19 protein-coding genes are annotated in these 19,739 nt (G+C 37.0%); 9 read left to right on the top strand and 10 right to left on the bottom strand.

The window, feature by feature from the left end; translation table 11 throughout:
• Positions 1-38 precede the first annotated feature (38 nt).
• Positions 39-653, bottom strand: coding sequence for a DUF924 family protein (locus tag RI844_RS00380; protein ID WP_348396512.1), 615 nt, complete (start codon positions 651-653; stop codon positions 39-41).
• 268 nt (positions 654-921) lie between these two features.
• Between RI844_RS00380 and RI844_RS00375 the strand changes: the two genes are divergently transcribed.
• Together RI844_RS00375 and RI844_RS00370 are read left to right on the top strand one after the other, a co-directional pair.
• On the top strand, positions 922-1,380 hold the full coding sequence (locus RI844_RS00375; protein ID WP_348396511.1) for an Hsp20 family protein: 459 nt from the start codon (positions 922-924) through the stop codon (positions 1,378-1,380).
• Between the two features lie 357 nt (positions 1,381-1,737).
• Positions 1,738-3,084, top strand: a complete 1,347-nt coding sequence (locus RI844_RS00370) for a glycosyltransferase (protein ID WP_348396510.1) — start codon at positions 1,738-1,740, stop codon at positions 3,082-3,084.
• 134 nt (positions 3,085-3,218) lie between these two features.
• Here the strand turns inward: RI844_RS00370 and RI844_RS00365 are convergent, their stop codons facing one another.
• Positions 3,219-4,013: an alpha/beta fold hydrolase gene (locus RI844_RS00365; protein ID WP_348396509.1), complete on the bottom strand. Its 795-nt coding sequence runs from the start codon at positions 4,011-4,013 to the stop codon at positions 3,219-3,221.
• A gap of 67 nt (positions 4,014-4,080) precedes the next feature.
• On the opposite strand from RI844_RS00365, the gene RI844_RS00360 reads away from it, so the two are divergent.
• Together RI844_RS00360 and RI844_RS00355 are read left to right on the top strand one after the other, a co-directional pair.
• Positions 4,081-4,332, top strand: coding sequence for a hypothetical protein (locus RI844_RS00360; protein WP_348396508.1), 252 nt, complete (start codon positions 4,081-4,083; stop codon positions 4,330-4,332).
• A gap of 64 nt (positions 4,333-4,396) precedes the next feature.
• Complete coding sequence (locus RI844_RS00355; protein WP_348396507.1) at positions 4,397-4,993, top strand: glutathione S-transferase family protein; 597 nt, start codon at positions 4,397-4,399, stop codon at positions 4,991-4,993.
• A gap of 11 nt (positions 4,994-5,004) precedes the next feature.
• On the opposite strand, the gene RI844_RS00350 is transcribed toward RI844_RS00355, so the two are convergent.
• The 3 genes from RI844_RS00350 to RI844_RS00340 are packed head-to-tail and all read right to left on the bottom strand — an operon-like array spanning position 5,005 to position 7,581.
• A complete protein-coding gene (locus RI844_RS00350; protein ID WP_348396506.1) occupies positions 5,005-5,367 on the bottom strand; it encodes an MGMT family protein in 363 nt (120 codons plus the stop codon).
• A gap of 10 nt (positions 5,368-5,377) precedes the next feature.
• The gene (locus tag RI844_RS00345; protein WP_348396505.1) at positions 5,378-6,892 is read right to left on the bottom strand and encodes an FG-GAP repeat domain-containing protein; all 1,515 of its coding nucleotides are present in this window, start codon (positions 6,890-6,892) and stop codon (positions 5,378-5,380) included.
• A gap of 23 nt (positions 6,893-6,915) precedes the next feature.
• A complete protein-coding gene (locus RI844_RS00340) occupies positions 6,916-7,581 on the bottom strand; it encodes an SDR family oxidoreductase (protein ID WP_348396504.1) in 666 nt (221 codons plus the stop codon).
• A 122-nt stretch (positions 7,582-7,703) separates the two neighbouring features.
• On the opposite strand from RI844_RS00340, the gene RI844_RS00335 reads away from it, so the two are divergent.
• The gene (locus RI844_RS00335; protein WP_348396503.1) at positions 7,704-8,261 is read left to right on the top strand and encodes a GNAT family N-acetyltransferase; all 558 of its coding nucleotides are present in this window, start codon (positions 7,704-7,706) and stop codon (positions 8,259-8,261) included.
• Positions 8,262-8,336: 75 nt separating this feature from the next.
• Here the strand turns inward: RI844_RS00335 and RI844_RS00330 are convergent, their stop codons facing one another.
• The 5 genes from RI844_RS00330 to RI844_RS00310 form a co-directional block, all read right to left on the bottom strand.
• On the bottom strand, positions 8,337-9,845 hold the full coding sequence (locus tag RI844_RS00330; RefSeq protein WP_348396502.1) for a parallel beta-helix domain-containing protein: 1,509 nt from the start codon (positions 9,843-9,845) through the stop codon (positions 8,337-8,339).
• Entirely contained in the window at positions 9,838-11,088 is a 1,251-nt protein-coding gene (locus tag RI844_RS00325) for a cytochrome-c peroxidase (protein ID WP_348396501.1), read from the bottom strand. Before RI844_RS00325 ends, RI844_RS00330 begins: the two co-directional genes overlap by 8 nt.
• A 16-nt stretch (positions 11,089-11,104) precedes the next feature.
• Positions 11,105-11,752 carry a c-type cytochrome gene (locus RI844_RS00320; protein WP_348396500.1) on the bottom strand — a complete coding sequence of 216 codons (648 nt, stop codon included), beginning with the start codon at positions 11,750-11,752 and terminating at the stop codon, positions 11,105-11,107.
• Positions 11,753-11,884: 132 nt separating this feature from the next.
• Positions 11,885-12,937, bottom strand: coding sequence for a helix-turn-helix domain-containing protein (locus RI844_RS00315; RefSeq protein WP_348396499.1), 1,053 nt, complete (start codon positions 12,935-12,937; stop codon positions 11,885-11,887).
• 410 nt (positions 12,938-13,347) lie between these two features.
• Positions 13,348-16,017 carry a TonB-dependent receptor gene (locus RI844_RS00310; RefSeq protein WP_348396498.1) on the bottom strand — a complete coding sequence of 890 codons (2,670 nt, stop codon included), beginning with the start codon at positions 16,015-16,017 and terminating at the stop codon, positions 13,348-13,350.
• 168 nt (positions 16,018-16,185) lie between these two features.
• Between RI844_RS00310 and RI844_RS00305 the strand changes: the two genes are divergently transcribed.
• The 4 genes from RI844_RS00305 (at position 16,186) to RI844_RS00290 (ending at position 19,704) form a co-directional block, all read left to right on the top strand.
• The gene (locus RI844_RS00305; RefSeq protein ID WP_348396497.1) at positions 16,186-16,797 is read left to right on the top strand and encodes a GDSL-type esterase/lipase family protein; all 612 of its coding nucleotides are present in this window, start codon (positions 16,186-16,188) and stop codon (positions 16,795-16,797) included.
• A gap of 215 nt (positions 16,798-17,012) precedes the next feature.
• Positions 17,013-17,576 carry a DUF882 domain-containing protein gene (locus RI844_RS00300; RefSeq protein ID WP_348396496.1) on the top strand — a complete coding sequence of 188 codons (564 nt, stop codon included), beginning with the start codon at positions 17,013-17,015 and terminating at the stop codon, positions 17,574-17,576.
• A 118-nt stretch (positions 17,577-17,694) separates the two neighbouring features.
• Entirely contained in the window at positions 17,695-19,176 is a 1,482-nt protein-coding gene (locus RI844_RS00295; RefSeq protein ID WP_348396495.1) for a DNA-3-methyladenine glycosylase 2 family protein, read from the top strand.
• A gap of 30 nt (positions 19,177-19,206) precedes the next feature.
• Complete coding sequence (locus RI844_RS00290; RefSeq protein WP_348396494.1) at positions 19,207-19,704, top strand: methylated-DNA--[protein]-cysteine S-methyltransferase; 498 nt, start codon at positions 19,207-19,209, stop codon at positions 19,702-19,704.
• The last annotated feature ends 35 nt before the right edge of the window (positions 19,705-19,739 follow it).

The raw sequence follows: 19,739 nt of genomic DNA, 5'->3' as shown, positions 1-19,739 counted from the left end.
ATAATTTAAGCAAGTAGTTCAGGTTAATATCAATTCGTCTAACTACTTGCTTGGCCAAAATTAATCCCTTCTTTTAAAAACTCTAATTCTTCGGCTGTCGACTCTCGCCCTAATGTTTTATTTCGGTATGGGAAACGGCCAAATCGTTCAATAATTTCAAGGTGTTGCTTGGCATAACTTAATGAACCTCGAATAAATTGTTGCTGTGACTCACCTTGATACACTTGCTGTAATCGTTGAAATTCAACCACACAAACTTGCTGCATCTTTAAATTTTCCGCATGCTCTAATGGGTGATAAAAAAAGGCTCTTTGCACTAGCTGTAATTGTTTATCATAACCCTTAGATAAACCTTTCATGCAATAATCTAAGGCTAAATGGTCACTTAAAAATGCTCGTTTAGTGCCTCTATACATATTTCTAGGCATTTGGTCGAGTAAGATGATTAATGCTATTGTGCCTTTTGCCGATTCCAGCCAATTAGCTAACAGACCATGAAATGCTTGTTCGTATAAATGTTCAAATTGACTTCTTATGTTTTCATCATCTTCAGATGTTGCTTGATACCAAAGTTGACTTTTATTAGCAGGTGAAAGTTGATCTTTAATATTGCCAAACCAGAACTCAATAACTTTATCAATATTTCCGAACATTTTAATCTCTTTAATTTCAGTAAGTTAATTGACTATTGTAAATTAATTTCAAATTATTTTTTATTATTCCTTGAAAATAAAACATCTGTCCGCATCTCTTTATTGTAGTCGCCATAAAGGGTCTACAACAACCAAGTTGATAATTTTTCAATTGGTAAAAATAACCGCCTGTTCTTAATGAAAGGCACTTTATATTTATTAAATCACTATTTTATATAGATCGCAGAGATTTAATAATCAACATATTGCTAAATAATAGGATATGACTATGCGTACAATTACTAAAGATTTCAGCCCACTTTACCGTTCACTTATTGGTGCAGAGCACTTAGCGTCAATGATGGACAAAGCTACTAAAGCAGAAAAGCAACCTGCTTATCCTCCTTACAACATTGAATCTATCGCCGAAGATAAGTATCGAATTACCATGGCAGTAGCAGGTTTTGTTGAAAGCGAACTCGATATAGAATCGAAAGCCAATGCATTAATTGTTACCGGTACGAAAGTTCCGAAAGAAGAAGATGCCAGCAAAAAATTCCTCTATCAAGGTATTGCCGAGCGCAACTTTGAAAGAAAATTCCAAATAGCCGACCACGTTAAAGTAGTATCAGCCCATATGGAAAATGGTTTATTACACATAGACTTATTACGAGAAATCCCTGAAGCTTTAAAGCCTCGTAAAATTGCTATCAATGGTAAAAGCTTACTAGAAGGTAACTCTAACTAGGTCTGATTTGCTCGCGCAATTAAGTCCAACATAAAAGTTGTTGGCATTTTTTCTCCCTATACCTTTTGCCCAGCTATCGCTGGGCTTTTTTGATTCAGGGATGAATTAACTTAGAATTGCCATGGATGGTTTGAATTCTGTTGAGTCAGGGATGAATTAACTTAGAATTGCCATGGAAATGTATAAGTTTTGCGGTATAAAGCCCCATCTAAAGTAGCCATTAAATGGCTTGTCCGTACTCTTACCAGTCAATTTTATATTTTACTTGCTGTAAATAACTGGCATACTGGCGCACAGTAACAATACTTTAACATTTTTATCATGGTTGAAGTCCTGGTTAAGTTTTACAGAGAGTTTATGAAAAATTGGCATCCACCGAGTAAGCAAAACGTACTAATACTGAGCGTTTTTTATGCGATTACTATAGCAGCATTTTATTTAGCGGCAACAAGCATAAATAGCCAGAATGAAAACTTAGCTATCGCCAGAACATTTATCTGTATCTTATTATTACCGATCTTAAGCAAATACATTCTTCAACTAATAGCATTACCTTTTTATACGTTGAAAGAAAAGCTGCAACATAAAAGTAACCAAAAAACTAATCAATCTACCTTATCTGTATCAGTAATTATTCCAGCCTATAATGAAGAAGTAGGTATAATTAAAACACTAAAATCGGTACTAAATACTGGTTATAAAAAACTTGAAGTCATTATTGTTAATGATGGTTCAACAGATAATACCCATCAATTGGTCACTAATTTTATTAGCGAGATTAAAGAAAATGAGTATGACAATACTCGAATTAAATATCTGCAGTTGAATAATGGCGGAAAAGCACGAGCATTAAACAAAGCCCTAAAATTAGCAAGCAATGATATCATTATGACCATAGATGGTGATTGTTTGATGGATAAAAATGCGATCAGTAATACAGTTAAACGGTTTAATTGCGATAAAGTTGGCGCCGTTGCCGGAAATGTTATTGTAGGTAATAAATCAAAAGCAATCGAAGTAATTCAACAACTTGAGTACCTTTGTGGTTTTTTCTTAAGACGCGCCGACTCAGTATTTAATTCAGTATTTATCATTGGCGGTGCAGCAGCGGCTTATCGACGTAATGTATTGTTAGAAGTTGGTGATTTTTGTACTGATATTGTCACTGAAGATATTGAAATGTCTACTCGTATATTAGCCGCGGGTTATAATACCAGATATGCCGCCAACGCTGTCACATATACCGAAGGGCCATCAACTTGGCGCAGCTTGTGTGCACAAAGACTGCGTTGGAAATTTGGTCGATTTCAAACATTTATTAAATTTCAAAATTTGTTTTTCAGTAAGCACAAACAGCACAATAAATACCTGACTTGGTTGCTATTGCCTATCGCCGTATATGCAGAGTTTATTTTACTCATTGAAGTAGTTGTGCTTGCTGTATTTTTCTCATACACCTTTATTTGTAATGATTATGTGCCATTAGTTATGCTGATAACATTAATGGCTACATTAATAATGCTGCAGGTCTTTTTTGATTCAAAAAAACATTTCCATAAAAATTTATTGTTAATTGCGCCAATTGCCTGGCTGTTATTTTTAGTTGTCGATGTGGTTGAATTTCAAGCGCTATTTAGAAGCTTAAAGCGCTTGTATAAAAAAGAAAATTTGCAATGGCAAAAATGGGTCCGAATAGGTTTATAGAGAGCTGTTATTAATATTATACCAATCCGTATAATGATCTGGTCATTGAGTAACTCATATAAAAAACATATGAGTTCCCTTTAGGGAATGTATATAAAGCTTGATAACTTCCTGAACAAATTGTCGGGAACAATTTATCTCTGCTTTATAGAGCTAATAATAATATCAGCGACTTCATCAGCATGACTAATAGGCGCCATGTGCCCTGCCTGTATTTCATATTCAATCACATTGGGGAAAACATTAAGTAAGCGTTTTATAACTTCCCCGCTAATTTCCTGACTGTGTGAGCCATGTATTAACGCAACTGGACAGGTTATTTTACGACAGTCCTCTAATGTATATTTTTCAGATATTAAACCAACAAAGTCTAGATTAACCTTATCTATGTCTGCCATCATAAGCTGTTGCATTTTACTTGGTAATTTGTCAAAAAAACCTTTTCGATTCCATGTGTCAGTGAAGTGTCTTGCGGCCTGTTCAGCTGAAGATGATGCAACCACAGCGGCAAAATCAACGACTTGCTGACGAACCTGAGTCCCCTCTTCGAGTAAATGAAACGCAACAGGTTCAAACATACTCAGACTTAATATTCTTTTAGGGTTTTGCACTGCTATCTTCAATGCATTGGCTCCGCCAAACGAATGACCAACTAAATGAAAAGGTTTAGTACCAATAACATTTTCAACTGCATTCATAATTCGCACATACTCAGTATCTAAGTTATAGCTGTTAGGGTTATCTACTTGTGGTGCTCTGCCATAACCGAGTAAATCGATATTGATAGTTAAACAGTCATCTTTGAGTTTGAATTCAAGGGTACGCCATTGGCCACTGCTGCTTAATGAACTATGCAGTATTACTACTGCTTCGCCATTTAAATTGCCTTTAACAAACACACCAGAATTATGTTTCTCTAAGTTTGACACAACCAATACCAATTAATTACAAGAACGATTATTATAGATAATACTATCTTAGAACTGTATTCATTTAATGGCAAAACCAAATAAAAAGTTACCAACTAAAAGTGTGTGTATATACTGTCAGAACTGCAGAGCTAAGCTATTTAAATACAAAAAAAATGGCAAAGGAGCATTGCTTAAATGCTTTAAAGAAAGAATTGTTGAGGATTTCACAATAACACCTTGCGTATGCCCTAGTTGTGAGACGTTATTTGCGAGAGATACGTTAGTTAATGGCACGCCAGCCTTTAAAATAATAGGTAACAAAGCCTTTTGTAAGTAAACTCTTGGCTTTTATTTTGTTTAACCGTAAATTAAGGATAATTTAAATTTATTGGGGATGAGTAATGATAATTTATGGTGATAGTAAATCAGGTAATTGTTACAAACTACAGTTAGTGTGTGCCAACTTAGGGTTAAAATATACTTGGGTAGAGCTTAATATTTTAAATAAAGAAACCCAAAACGCTGACTTTTTAGCAAAAAACCCTAACGGAAAAATCCCCATTATTGAACTGGAGTCGGGCGAGGTAATAACCGAGTCTAACGCTATTTTGAACTACCTTGCAGACAATACGGAATTATTGCCAGCAGAACCTTTAAAAAGAGCAAGAGTATTGCAGTGGCAATTTTTTGAGCAATATTCCCATGAACCTTACATTGCAGTAGCTCGTTTTATTGAAAAGTATTTAAATTTACCTACAGAGCGGTTAGCTGAATATAAGCAAAAGCAAGAAGGCGGCTATAAAGCGTTAGATATTATGGAAAGCCATTTGGCTGATAATCTATTTTTAGTTGCTAACAAATATTCCATCGCCGATATTTCATTATATGCCTATACCCATGTTGCTCATGAAGGCGGCTTTGATTTGACTTCTTATCCGCATATTCAGCTATGGCTAAACAGGATTGAACAACATCCGGGCTATTGTGCTATGCAATAATAACAAGGGCATTAGTATTGCAGAGTAAACAGCAGCTCAGTTAAATCGGGCTGCCATTGAAACTCTTTTAATTTTATCCTGCCATTTAGCACCACAACGTCTTCTGATTGCAGTAAACCTTTTTGTTTATCAAAATACTCACTGTCTAAAGGGAATGAAATTTTGCCTTGTGAATTTATCACCCGTTGCCAAGGAACGTTTAATTCTTTTGGTGCAAAACCTAATGCCCGCCCGACCAATCTGGCTTTACCGGGTAAACCGGCTAAATCGGCTATTTGACCATAACTGGCGACCTTACCTGAAGGAATGCAAAGCACTGTGTGCCATATTCTTTGATAGTTAGGGTTGACCGGTTTTGTCGATTTTAAAGACACTGGATACCTTTTAGTTTACTTGCAAAATTAAAAGACGGCTTTGTTTGTCCACCCCATCTTCACTAGCGTAGCGCACAATCAACTCATCTTTACCATCTAAATTTAGATCTTCACTGGTTAATAACGCACCATTGCTAGGTAAGCGAATATCGAGTATTTGTGAGTGTTTATGCAAGATGTTGCCTTTTTTCAATCCTGGAAATATTTTTAGCTGGTTTTCATCTTCAGATAAAATAAGCTCTTTCGCGCCATCACCATCTAAGTCAGCTAATTTAATTACCGGAGCACCACTCCTTCCAGACGATAAACTAAATTTCATTTGCACTTGCTCACTAATGCGTTGTTGATAGCGCTGTTTTGAATCTAGTGCAAATATAAGCACATCCTGATCTACACTGCCGGTAAGCAAGGCTCCGATGATTTGCGATACAGAAATATCAAAAGATGATGCCATTACCTCGTGACGATCATCACTATTTAAATCGACAAAATCTAATTGCGCTAACGTGCCTTCTGATTTAATCGCCGTATCAGCATTACTGTTATAAGTTAATTTACCTAGTTTTTTTGAACCTAAATACACTTCATAATCATTGCTCTTATCTAATACGCCAGAGCTTTTTGTAAAGCGAACAATAAGATCTGGGATGTCATCGTTATTGATGTCTTTCAACGTATCAACACTGCGATGTGAAAAGTCGCTTTGATCTAAATTTTTACCGTCTGCACCGCGAGAATCCCACCAATTAGTTGAAGTAATTTGCTTGTTTACAGGTATTGATTTAGCGATAGTTAAAAACTGCCCAGAGTTATTTTGAGCAAACGTTAGTAATTCTCCGTTACCACTGATGACAATGTCTTTTTGTTGATCAAAGTTTGTATCAATTAAGTAGTAAGGTTTTTCTGTATAACTGACACTGCCATCAAATATTTCAACGGTTGGATTAATTGGTAAGCTTTGCTTAACAAAGCTGGAATTTCCTTGGTTTAAATAGATATTTAAGCTGCGAAAATCAGAAAGAATAACATCACTTAAACCATCATTGTTTAAATCAGTAACAAAATTAGCCTGTTTTAAATAGTCAGCATCTTGATTGACATAAATAGAACTTACATTGACTAAATCTACAAAAGGTTGCTTAAGGCTGGGCTCAAATCGAACAACTTTATCGCTTGCCAAAAAATAAAGAGACTGTTCACCTGATGTATTTTCATCACTGACATCAAAACCAAAATATGCATTTGATAAATCAATATGTAATATTTGCTTATACTGTTTTTCAGTCTCTTCAAACGCGAATAAAGCCAGTTGAGGAATATTATTTTTTTCACCAATTACAATTATTTCTTTACCCATATTTGGCAATATATTTGCTCTTATTGGTTCCTGGCTGATATTGAATGGCGCATTTAATTGGAAATGTGAAAATTCATAAAAATCTCTTGCAAAAGAGTTGGACGAAAATGCCATACCTGCTAACGCAAACACGCATAAAAAATAACTTTGAAAACTTTTCTTTTTCACTTTAATACTTTTGACTATTGTAATTACCATGGTAGTACTTCACCGTTTGAATGATAAAACACACCAGAATTATCCATAGATAATTTATCCATAAGTCCTATCAACCGATTAGCTGCCTCGTTTGCTGAAATATCACCACCGTGATTTACCATATCGGTTTGTACATAACCGGGGTGGTAAATGCCGACTGCGACATCTTTTTCGGTCAAGTCTTTAGCCAATGAAACTGCGGCAATATTTAATGCTGCTTTACTCATTCTATAACCGTAACGACCACCCGATGTATTATCAGTTATCGAGCCCATTCTAGAAGTAACCAAACCAATTTTGCTACCCGCGTGTAAATTATTCTGCAACTTTTGGCACACTTGAATAGGAGCTATAGCGTTAACTAAAAACTGTTCTGTTATAGTTTGAGTGTTAAAATCAGACAAAGTTTCATCACGCAATATTCCGGCATTATTAACAAGAATATCAATACGTAAATTTGCTAAAGCCTGAACCATAATATCTAGGCCTTGCTCAGTCGATACATCTACTCCTTCCACAACTCTGACGTTTAGTTCATCAAGTTGCGAAGAACTTTGTCTGCATAAAGCAATAACATGTTCGCCACGAGATTTATAAAGGTTTGCAAAAGCAAAACCTATGCCTCGGTTTGCTCCGGTAATTACTACTGTTTTAGACATGTTCAATCCTTAAAATTTATCTAGTAAATAAGCATATGGGCTCAGTATGTCTAAACTTTAGCTTAAAATCATAGCTAATTTGTAATAAGTTATTAACATATCCATAAATTAAAGCATTAAACATGAACAATAGTCCTACATTAAAGTCACACTATTCAATCAAAACGATCAAAACCGAAAGACTAGAACTTAGACCGGCTAGAGCTGAGGATAGGCAGTTTATTATAGATCTTGAGCAAGATTCTGATCTTATGCTTCATGTAAAGGAGGTGCTTAGTGATGATGAAGCTGAGCAGTTTTTCCAATCGCTGTTGCTGCCTTGGCAAGCTAAAGACATGGAATGGTCCATGCTTATTGGCGTTGATAGAACGACTCAAGAATATATTGGCTGTTTCTCTTTAAGATTAATCAGTAATCATAGCTTAAACGCTGAAATTGGCTTTTTGATCTCGCCTAACAATCAAAATAAAGGGTATGCCAGCGAAGGTGCAATGGCGATAAAAGAGTTTCTGTTTAATGAAATAGGCATGCGCCGAGTGTCTGCGTTTTGTAATGTTGGCAATACTGGCAGCTGGAAAGTCATGGAAGCAATTGGCATGCAGCGTGAAGGGTTAATGCGTCAAGAATATCGAATTAATGACGTATGGCACGATACTTATGTATATGGCGAAATACGCTAAAATTCACTTTCTAGTTTCTAAATAAGACCGGTTGTTTAAGTAAACAACCGATCTTAATTTAAATATTGTTGTTATCTAGTTCTTCCTAGACAGCATATACTTAGCAACGGCTAAACGTGTTTCGGCATCTAAATAATTTTGTGGTGGCATTTCAGGGTAATCGTCGCGCTTTTTAGTTGGGTTTGCGATGTACTCTGCAATGCCTTCAGGATTGTCCATATACAATGCTTGAATAATATTTACTGGTGGACCGATCATGCGATCAGTGTATGTATGGCAACCAGTACAAACACCTAGATAAGCAATTTTTCCAGTCTCAGATTTATCAATTACTCGAGGTGGGACTGGTTTATCTAATAAATAGGTTTTAATGTCGTTAGTGTTAGTAAAGTCACACTCTTTCCAGTCATTAACACCAGCGGTTACATAACGATGGCGATTGATAATACAGCTACCTACCCCTGAACCAACATTTAAAATATCGGCATTGCCAGTTTTCAGTTCGGTAAGCAATAATGCTTTAACGTCATCAATAGTGTCATAACCATTGTTCAACATAAAATTATCTAAGATCATAGTGCGATCAGAGTTTGGCTCTGAGTCAGGATCATTTGAGCCACTACCAAAGTCATTATGACCAGCAATTAATATACCGCCGGTTTTATTATCGGAGATAATATTACCTTCAACGATTACATCATCTCCGGCCCATATTACAATACCTGACCCTGCTGGGATCATACCAACGGTAGAACCTGGTATAGCAAAGTTTGCATGATTGTTTCCTACGACAAAGTTATTACGAATAATAACGTCATACGTTGTTTTTATCGGTAAACCAGGGGTTACAAACGCTAAAATTCCGCCAGTGTTATTGTGTACATAATTATTTTCAACAATGGCATGGCGTGAGTTTTCAATTTCAATACCGGCTACACTCTCAAATACATCATTATATGCCACGAGTATGTTATCACTCATGCCCACATAAATTGCCGCATCTTCAATACCGGAAATAATGTTGTGATCAACAATACCATTTTTACCTAACTGCGGAAAAATACCGTATACGCCAGTATCAATAATTAGGTTATTACGAATAATAAAATTATTACCCGCCTGGCCCATAATACCATTACCTTTGTAACCGGTAATTTTCATATTTTCGATCAAAAAATTATTGCCCGAGTAAAGTACCGCATCATTTAATACACCTTTACCATCCATTGTGGCACGTGCACCTTCTTTAATAACGCCTACGATAGAGATGTTTTCTTTATCAACATATACAGTTTCATGGTAGGTACCAGGCATTACTTGAATCGTATCACCAGGGCTGGCGGCTTTAACTGCCGCCATGATAGACTCACCATCATTAACAACACGAACTTCACCTGCCATTTCTTCAATAACTACCGGCTCAGTACTTAAGTCAGCATCTTTAGCAGCATCATAACCGCCACTAAAACTTGCGCCACCACTGCTTGAAGTAATTACCGCAGCACTATTTAAACCGCCCCAATAATTACCAACAGCAAATGCCCCTGCGATTAACACGACTGCTAAAATTTTGCCTTTACTCATCTTCGTCTCCACTCTCTGTATTTATATTTTGTTGTTGTTTTTGTTGTTTTTGTATTTGATTTTTTGCATAAGCAGCATCAATTACCGGCAAGCCCGAAGGTAAACTATTTGGTAATTGCGGTGTTAAACTTTCATCGGTTAACGTTTGTAAAAATTCGACTATTAAATCTATTTCTTCATCTTGCAGCTCGGGCTCCCAAATATGCCAGTGAATTAGCAGGTCTTCATCTTCTGGAACAGCATGGCCGCGGCCTTTATTATAAAACTCTGTAGCTTCACGCAAGTCTTTCAAACCACCAGAATGCATATAAGGGGCCGTTTTAGCTATATTCCTTAAAGTTGGCACTTTAAAACCGCCACGATTCTTTTTATTGTTGAATGTTTTTTCTGCGCCAATATCAAAAGGCATGCCTATAGGGTCAGGTGTGCCAATTACGGCAATTTGGTTATTGGTAAATAAAGGCGGTTGATGACATTCTGCACATCGCGCTACGAAAGAGCGAAAAATATTCAAGCCTTTGATTTCATTTTTATTTAATGCCTCATGGTAGCCATGAGCATATTGATCATAACGTGAGTTTAATGATATTAGGCTGCTTTGAAAGGCTGCTAAAGATTCACTTATATTAGCAACTGTTATTATGCCATTTTGAGGATAAGCGACTTTAAACATTTCGATATATGTTGGAATAGCGTTAAGAGTATTTAACAGATTCTCCGGAGTATTGCCCATTTCTTTCGAGTCAAACAATGGCCCTACCGCTTGTTCTTCAAGTGTATCAGCACGGCCATCCCAGAAAAATTTATCTAGAAATGCAACATTCCATAATGTTGGTGCACTACGTCCAACCTTTTCACCGGTTATGCCAATACTTCGGTCTAAATCATCGCTAAAGCCCTTTTCAGGCTGATGACAGCTGGCACAAGATATGCTGTTGTCTTTAGACAATGCAGGGTCGAAGAAAAGATATCTACCTAAATCAATTTGTGCAGGAGTAAAGCCATCACGATGTTTTGGCAAAGACGTTTGCGTCCCCCCTAGGCCCCGGCCCTGCACTGAATTATAAAATTGGTACATGTTTCTTAGTTTACATGTGCCATTTTCGATTAACTCGAAGCTAGGCGGACACTTTGCCGTTAATGAAAATTCAGAGCCTGAATGAGGTTTTAAATTTTCTCCTGCAGTTACACTATAAGAAAATGTAAATATGATAGAGAAACAAAGTACGATGAGTTTGTTCATTTTAAAACTCATTACCTTACTTAATTGGCTGAGCATTGATGAATGCGACAATATCATTAAGGTCAGTGTCATTTTTCACCATACCTGCCATCATCTTCATTTGACGACCATATTTGTCATCAGCATGATAGCCACGATTAGAGCTTTGATAGTTTTTAATTTGAGCGGTTAAATATAGCGGTGATAAAAGGCTTAAATTTGGTGCTTGCAAATTTTCATTACCTTGCGCATTTACGCCATGACACGCACCACATACGGCGTTATATTTATTATCACCATTACGTAAATCAGCAGTTATGGTCGTACTTGTTTTAGTTTTTTCTAAAGAAGCTAAGTAAGCACTTACGTTTTCAATTGCTGCTTCATCGACTAATAAATTGGCCATAGCAACCATTTGTTGACCATATTGATCAGTTGCTTTAGCGCCTCGCTTGCCATCTTTAAAGTTTTGTAATTGTCTGGCTAAATACCATTGATACTGGCCAGCCAACGTTGGCGCATTTAACTCATCATTACCTTGTGCCTTGTCACCATGACAACTAATACAAGAATTATATAACTGCTCACCTTTTACAATATCAGCGGCGACAACAGAGTAAGAAGAGAAAATAATTGAAATTAATATGAATGCTAACTTACTAATAGAATTTGATAAAAATGTCATCGATGCTGCCTTTGAATAATTTAGGTGAGATATTAATCTCAGATAACTTACCTTAGCTAAAATTTTCGATATACGCTTATTTATTCCTAAAAAAAGCTGACGGATTATTAAAAAATCTAATTAATTCTTTATCTATACTACCTTTTTCTTACGAAATTCGCTGGGTGTAGCATTATGGGTCATTTTAAAGGCTTTATTAAACGAGCTTAGTGAGCGAAAGCCACTTTCGAGCGCTAACGTTAATATTGGCGTTGATTTAAATTGCTCGCAGCTCAATTTTTCACTAACTTCAGTAATACGATAATGGTTTAAAAAATCATTAAAATTTCGATAGCCTAGCGCGCCGTTGATAATGGTTCTTAATTTATATTCTTGAATTGCAACATGGCTTGCCAATTTCGAAATGGTTAAGCCTTCTTGTCGATATAAACATTCATTGACCATCACATTTTTAAGTTTAACCAATTCATCTTTAAATTCAGTCGGAGGTTCTACCGTTGCAATTGACTTTGGTGGCTCAAATAAGCTGGTTAATTTAGGAGTAAATAAATAGAAATTTAACCCGCTAATTAAAACCGCTAACATCAACATTTCAAATGTATTTAACCAAGGCCAATTAATTTTTAATACTTGTTCAAAAACGATGACTAAAATAATGTATGTTGCAGTTAGGCTTATCACTGCCCCTCTAATTATACGTCGCTCTTTGACTAAATCATTTCGCCAAAACTTAATCGCAAACATTAAGGCGTAGCAAACTAACGTTATATCAATCAGCAAAGCAATATTATTTAATATGGTGATAATAATTTCAGATTCGCTAATGGTAACAATTGACAAAATTTTGGCTAAAAATAATATTAACGCCGGTGTGAAGGCTAAGCAGTAATGCTTTTGTTTTATGCTGTAATGATCACTAAAGACACTCAATCCAACCAAAAAGAATATACCGGGCAGCAAATTATTGGCAAAAAAGATCAACCACCAAGCAACACTTAAATCTGGGATAGCAGCAAAAATACTCGGCAACAAATAAAATCCTGTAGCTAGCATAAGTGCACAATACAATTTCACTTGTTCATTGTTTTTTGCCTTAGGTGATAAAAGCATAAACGCCATTACAATTTGAGCAAATGCAAATAAAGCGAAGAATTGGGTAAAACCAAGGAATGAGAAATTTATCATGAAGTTTTAAAATTACTTATATTGTCGCTCAGGTTATCATTCACATCACTGACACGCTAGTATTTCTAACACTGTCAAACACTCATTGTTAATAAAAAGTTAATTCAGATAACTTTTTTCTTATTTTCAAACAACCATTTGAAATATTCATTTAATAGGTTGACAACGCAGCGTTAATTTGAAAGATTATAAAGGTCGTACCACTTGAAGATTCTTCAAGTGGAACAGAATTTAAAGTTCTGAAGACTTTTAAAAAAGTGAAAACCACGGATGGTAACCCTTGAGAAAGCCCTAATATTGGAAAGTATCAGGGCTTTTTTCATATTTGAACTTAGTTCAGAACGGGAAAAGCGATAAAAATAAAAAGCCACTCGAAAGTGGCTTAATAATATTCTAGATAAAGTTAAGTATTAGAAAGAGTATTTAACGTCAATACCCGCTTCCATCCCTCTGTTTACACTAGTATAGCCAGTACCTAAAATATCTTTAGTACGCCCTCCTGGACCGCCACTATAGCGGTTGTCCATTAAGTTTTTCCCCCAAAGTCCTATTTCAATACTGTCGCTATCGCTTATCCAAGAAATACGCGCATTTAATAGTTCAGTGTCATCAAAGTAGTTAGGAATGTCATTAACCCAGTCATCTTCACCAATAATCGCGCCTCTATCATTTTCTCTAAATACGTAATCCACATGGATGATGGTAGTGCCAAACCCTAAGTCAGGGATCCAATCAGCTTTAAGGGTATACGAAGTATTGGTATCGCTACTGCTACTTCCTGCAGGTATCAAAGTACCTGAATCGTTGTAAAATTCATCAGACTCTGTATCAGTACTACGAACTTCTGTAACAAAACCAGTAGCAAAGGTCTCCGTTACTTGCCAATCCATGCCAAGCTCGAAACCATCAATTTCTACATCTTGGTTTACAATTGTCGGTAATGCTTGTGCTTGATCTGGTTGTTTAGAGCTACGACTTGTTTGTTGATCATCAAGAATATTATGGAACATAGAGAACGTCGTTCTTAAGCTATCAGATAAAGTACCTTTATAGCCTAGCTCAATGTTCACCGACTCTTCCGGTTCAAACGACACATCAACAACATCGCCAGTTGCTGGATCAATAATAATTGAACCGTCACTTTCGCTATGTGGTGAAGCTAAAGAATCAAAACCACCGGCTTTATAACCAGTTGCAACTGAAGCAAACACCATGTGATCATCATTGATTTGGTAACCGGTACCTACTCGCCCTGTAGTTTTACTCCATGACTTTGATTGCCATAATTCATCCCGTGCAGGGAATAAAATATTGCTCACACCAGGGCGAACTTCAGCAAACTGTGTTTCGCTCACTTCCCATGAAAAGTCTTTATCATCTTCAGAGTAACGAACACCAAAAAATACATTCCATTGATCGGTTAACTGAAAGTCAAAATCAGAATAAATACCATAACTGGTAAACTCACCGTTATTAATAAAGTTCTCTGACCACATCATACCGGTATAGCTAGGACCAAAAACCAGCGGGTCACCAAGTACTTCATAGGCGAAATCTGTTACCCCCGTAAGAGCATCTAATGTAGGAAACATATCACCGCTCAAAGGGACCCCCGGCATTCCAGCGCCGATCATAATAACTTCACCAACACTCAAGCCACCGTAAGAAGGATCTGGGTGGGGTATCAAGTTTAATGAACTGGCCCATTGGTCAGCATCCCAAAGGTGTTCTAACGGCAAGCCTAAGCTTTGCATTGCCTGGAGAACAAAAGAGTCAGGAATATCATCAGCTGGAATACCAATCAATCCAGAGATTTCGTCTCTCACCCCAGTTTCTAATTGGCCATTCAATTCACTCGAGATTAAACGGGCAGCCGTATCAGTCGTAGTGCTAATAAACGTGGTTTGATGCACATTTTCTTTTGAATAAGTTAAACCACCGACATAGTTAAAGGTGTCAGTGTTGTAGTTAATTTGCAGTTCATTATAGAAAATATCTGAATCTTCGTGGTTATCAGTATCTAAGTAACGGGTGATGTCTTGAGTGCCATCTTCATCAATACGGTTATTGGTTTCCCATTCACGAAAGCTGGTGGTAAATTTCATTGACCATTGATCATTAAATTCATGGTCAAATTTCAATGTTGTTGCGGTCATATCACGACTTTCGCCGCCATTTACCACATCATTGGCAAACGTATCGGCAAACGGGTCTCTTGGATTTTCAGCGTATTCGCTTAAGCCAATAGCGCCACCTGGGCCTTGATCTAACTTGTCCCAGTCATAAGAAAGTTGCACATTGGTTCTACTACTAACTTCCCATTTAACCGCAATGCGTGCCGCTTGATGATCTTTTTCACTGTCATCCCAAACTTTTTCACCAGTGTTTAATGGTGAATCAGCGACGTTATCAGCAAAACCATCTTGAGTATTCGTTAAGGCGTTAATACGAACAAATACATTATCGGTTAAACCAAAGTTAACCATACCTTCGATACGTTGCAGGTTATCAGTACCTGCAGTGCCTTTTAAAAAGCCTTCAAATTCAGCTTGGGGTGCGTTAGGGATCATACTAACAACCCCCATTGCCGCATTTTTACCAAACAGTGTTCCTTGTGGGCCTTTTAGTACTTCAACGCGCTGCATATCAGAGAACAAAACATTTTGTGCGGCACGTGGCATGTATACACCATCGAAAAATGTGGCCGTAGATGGGTCACCACCGACACTAATGTTTGGACTAGAAACACCACGCATAGTTACGCCAGCCTGGGTAACGTCGCCATCACCAAACTCAAAACCAGGGATAAACTTATCGATATCGCTCAACATTATTGAGCCACTTTGTTTGATGGTTTCTGCAGAGATACTGTCTACTGTGACTGGCACTTTCATCACGTTTTGCGTACGCTTTTGCGCAGTTACGACAATAACGTCATCAAGATCTTCTTTCTCTACGGCGGATTCTTCAGCTGAAAAACTGGCGAATGAGGTTACAGCTAGCGCTGTGGCAACTGTCTGAGCGATTAGGTGTTTTCGAAAATTAGCGCTCGAATTTCCTTGGATAATTTGTAATGACACGTTTTCTTCCCCAATGTATATTTATTATTATATTTTCATTGGTTCTGAAGCTTTTATTATTAGTGATAGACAATCATTGTCTTGTTCTTATAATTACTTGATGTAAATCTGATGTAAAGCTTTTTTTTGGACTGAATACCAATTAGACAAATGGCGATTAAAAACAAAATGAATAATTCTATTGGCAAAATATTAACAATCACCTCAGTATTATTTTTATTGGCGAGCTGCGGCGAAGCTAAATTATCAAGACTCTCCTATGATGCGAAAATACTAGCATTTGGTGATAGTTTAACCGCAGGTAAAGGGGTTAATAAAAAGTTTAGTTATCCAGCTACTTTAGCCAACCTTACCAATCTGGATGTTATTAATGCCGGTGTGTCAGGTGAATTAACCAGTGCCGGTTTACTGCGCTTACCGAGTGTTATTGCCGAGCACTCTGTTGATGTAATGATCCTGCTAGAAGGCGGCAATGACATTTTACAAAACAAAAATTTAATGGATACCAAAGAGAATTTGGCCCAAATGATTGAATTAGCACAATTGCATAATATAGAGGTTGTGCTAATTGGTGTTCCAAAAAAATCAATATTTTCAGATAGCGCAGCTATATATCAAGAACTTGCCGAACAATATAATTTAGTATTTGAAGATGAAATTATTGCAGACTTATTAACAAGTCCGTCATTAAAATCAGATTCTGTACACTTTAACAAGCAGGGGTACAGTGAATTAGCCGAAAGAATTTATGAACTTTTGCAAGATAATGGCGCTTTATAGGCTAAAAGCCTTATTTGTACAATTTTAAACAATTTTATTTCGCTATTTCTATTAGTTAAAATTTCTTTTGCTGATAACCACTTACCAATTTTATTGGCCTACAGAGGCTGTTTGTACAAAAAACACACTATTGTAATCTTTGTAACAAACTATTAACCTAACACCATATTTTGTAAAGCATGTAATTTATTAACATAATTTATCTGAGAGGTAGTATGGGCTTAGTTTGTAGTAACCGTAGACAGTTTTTTCGTAAAGTAACTGGCGTTGTAGCCATTGGCGCAACCGCACCTATGTTTAGTAAAACAGCTCATGCATCGTTAAATAACGATCAATCAGTAAGACGCCTGGCTTTATACAATCGTCATACTGGTGAACGTACTCAAGGTGTTTTTTATGCCAATGGCGTATTTCAAAATGATGTACTAAAAGCATTTGATCAAAACTTGCGTGACCACCGCCAAAATGAGGCTGCCCCAATGGACAGAAGGTTGTTTAATTTTCTTCATCAAATTCAGCAGCGCCTAGACACAGATAACGAAATTCATATTATTTCTGGTTATCGTTCACCAAAAACCAATGCCATGTTAGCGGGCAAAAGTACTCAAGTGGCGAAGAAAAGTTTTCATATGAAAGGCATGGCGATTGACTTTGCCATTCCAGGTATTGATTTAAAGCTAGTGCGAGACACTGCGAAATCATTAAAGCTTGGCGGTGTTGGTTATTACCCAAACTCTGGATTTGTCCATATTGATACAGCATGGGTTCGTAGCTGGTAAATATTAACTTAAGAGTTAATTCCACAATTTAATTTGATAATAATGTCGGATTTTCGCGAGAAGGTTCGACATTTTTGTTTTATCATAGGATCAGTTTAAAACATCTTTAGGTCCTGCTATGAAATTAGATCCGCACGTTTGCATGCAAGCAAGGCTGTCTCGTGACTCACGATTTGATGGTAAATTTTATACTGCGGTCATCACTACTGGAATTTATTGCCGTCCTACTTGCCCGGCAGGTCCTGCTCATGAAAAAAATGTTAGCTATTACCAAAGCGCGGCACAAGCTGAATTTAATGGTTATCAACCATGTAAGCGCTGTAAACCAGAATTATCTCCGAACCAGCCATTACCGAAAACGATAGATCAAGCGTTAGCATTGGTTACCATAGAGCCGCAAATACATGTAGCCGACCTAGCAACTAAACTCGACTTAAGTGAACGCCAGTTGCAACGCTTATTTAACGATAATTTAGGTGTGTCACCGCAAATATTTATTAATCAAAAGCGACAAATTAATGCCCGAAAATTATTGATTAGTTCAACAATAGCATTTGCTGATGTTGCATTAATTAGCGGTTTTGGTAGCTTGCGAAGCTTTAATGATCATATTAAACATCAATATAAATTAACCCCTAGCCAACTTAGGAAAAGCAGCAAACAAGAAAAAGTAAGTCATTTACAACTTAAGTTAGCATACAATGGCGAACTCAATTGGCCATTAATGCTGAGTTTTTTTAAAGCTCGACAAATACCAGGGGTAGAAGCGGTAACGGATAGATACAGTCGTACAATAAATATCGATAGCTGTACTGGCTGGATAGCCGTGAGTAAACCCGATGCGGGTAATTACTTAGCTGTTGATGTCTGGGTAAATGATTTTTCAAAACTAGCTGAGATCGTTACCCGTATACGGAAAATGTTTGATCTTGATTGCAATATTGACTTAATTAGAACGCAACTTGCCAAGCATCCAACCTTAAAGCCAATTATTGAGAACTACCCAGGATTAAGACTTCCTGGTTGCTGGGATATATTTGAGTTTTCAATAAGAGCGATTTTAGGTCAGCAAATATCGGTAAAAGCCGCAACGACCTTGGCTGGTAGAATTGCTCAAAAATTCACTAAACCAATAGTAGAGGAGAATGCCGAAGCGGCTTACCCTCATGGTTTGTCGATACTATTTCCCAAAGCTGAAATGTTAGCTTCTGCTGGTTTTGATGACATCGGAATTACAAACACCAGACAACAAACTTTGCATACTTGGATTAAGTTTTTCATTGCCAATAAGCCATTATTTGATAACCCAAGAGATACTGAGAGTTTTGAAAAAACGCTGTGTGAATTAAAAGGGATTGGCCCATGGACTGCCAATTACATGGCGATGCGCGGTTTAAGCCTACCTGATGCGTTTCCTGCCGCTGATCTAGGCTTAATTAAAGCATTGTCGAATAATTCAGAATTGCGAGAGCAGTTAAAACTTGAAGATGACAAACCGCTTACCGGTAAACAAATATTAGCCATAGCTGAATCATGGCGACCTTGGCGAGCATACGCAGCCATTTACTTATGGCAATCATTGTCAGCTAAAAATAACTAACCTTAGAAATATAACTAAAAGATCAAAGATATGAAAAATTACTACGATATATTATCGACAGAATTTGGCGATATTGCCATAGTTGCTAACGAAAGCGGTGTTGTTGAAGTTGCCTTTCAACAAGGAAAAGTAGCAGTAGATATTAATAGTGAATATCAATTAGCCGATAAAAATTCCCCACGACACTTGGCCGAAGCGAAACAGCAATTAACTGAATATTTTGCCGGTTCCAGGCAGGATTTTGATCTGCCTTTGGCGCAACAAGGTACTGCTTTTCAAAGCAAGGTTTGGCATGAATTAACCAATATTAAATTTGGTAAAACCATCAATTATGGTCAACTCGCTAATAGGATAAACAACCCAAAAGCAGTGAGAGCAGTAGGCACAGCCAACGGTGCCAATAAAATTGCGATTATTGTGCCTTGTCACCGAGTAATAGGTAGTGATAAGAAGTTAACTGGCTATGCCGGAGGTATGGGGATTAAAGCAAAATTATTGATGCTTGAAGGTGCACACTTTAAAGTGTAATGTGCGGTGTTATCTTTAGCAGTTTAAAAATTTAC

Source organism: Thalassotalea fonticola (genome assembly GCF_032911225.1).
Classification (GTDB): Bacteria; Pseudomonadota; Gammaproteobacteria; order Enterobacterales; family Alteromonadaceae; genus Thalassotalea_A; species Thalassotalea_A fonticola.
This window is presented reverse-complemented; position numbering and strand designations above follow the sequence as displayed.

Coding starts and splice junctions, on each gene's coding strand:
- RI844_RS00380 (WP_348396512.1), bottom strand. CDS start 653: ATGTTCGGAAATATTGATAAAGTTATTGAGTTCTGGTTTGGCAATATT.
- RI844_RS00305 (WP_348396497.1), top strand. CDS start 16,186: ATGAATAATTCTATTGGCAAAATATTAACAATCACCTCAGTATTATTT.
- RI844_RS00375 (WP_348396511.1), top strand. CDS start 922: ATGCGTACAATTACTAAAGATTTCAGCCCACTTTACCGTTCACTTATT.
- RI844_RS00320 (WP_348396500.1), bottom strand. CDS start 11,752: ATGACATTTTTATCAAATTCTATTAGTAAGTTAGCATTCATATTAATT.
- RI844_RS00325 (WP_348396501.1), bottom strand. CDS start 11,088: ATGAACAAACTCATCGTACTTTGTTTCTCTATCATATTTACATTTTCT.
- RI844_RS00300 (WP_348396496.1), top strand. CDS start 17,013: ATGGGCTTAGTTTGTAGTAACCGTAGACAGTTTTTTCGTAAAGTAACT.
- RI844_RS00360 (WP_348396508.1), top strand. CDS start 4,081: ATGGCAAAACCAAATAAAAAGTTACCAACTAAAAGTGTGTGTATATAC.
- RI844_RS00340 (WP_348396504.1), bottom strand. CDS start 7,581: ATGTCTAAAACAGTAGTAATTACCGGAGCAAACCGAGGCATAGGTTTT.
- RI844_RS00295 (WP_348396495.1), top strand. CDS start 17,695: ATGAAATTAGATCCGCACGTTTGCATGCAAGCAAGGCTGTCTCGTGAC.
- RI844_RS00330 (WP_348396502.1), bottom strand. CDS start 9,845: ATGAGTAAAGGCAAAATTTTAGCAGTCGTGTTAATCGCAGGGGCATTT.
- RI844_RS00335 (WP_348396503.1), top strand. CDS start 7,704: ATGAACAATAGTCCTACATTAAAGTCACACTATTCAATCAAAACGATC.
- RI844_RS00290 (WP_348396494.1), top strand. CDS start 19,207: ATGAAAAATTACTACGATATATTATCGACAGAATTTGGCGATATTGCC.
- RI844_RS00315 (WP_348396499.1), bottom strand. CDS start 12,937: ATGATAAATTTCTCATTCCTTGGTTTTACCCAATTCTTCGCTTTATTT.
- RI844_RS00370 (WP_348396510.1), top strand. CDS start 1,738: ATGAAAAATTGGCATCCACCGAGTAAGCAAAACGTACTAATACTGAGC.
- RI844_RS00355 (WP_348396507.1), top strand. CDS start 4,397: ATGATAATTTATGGTGATAGTAAATCAGGTAATTGTTACAAACTACAG.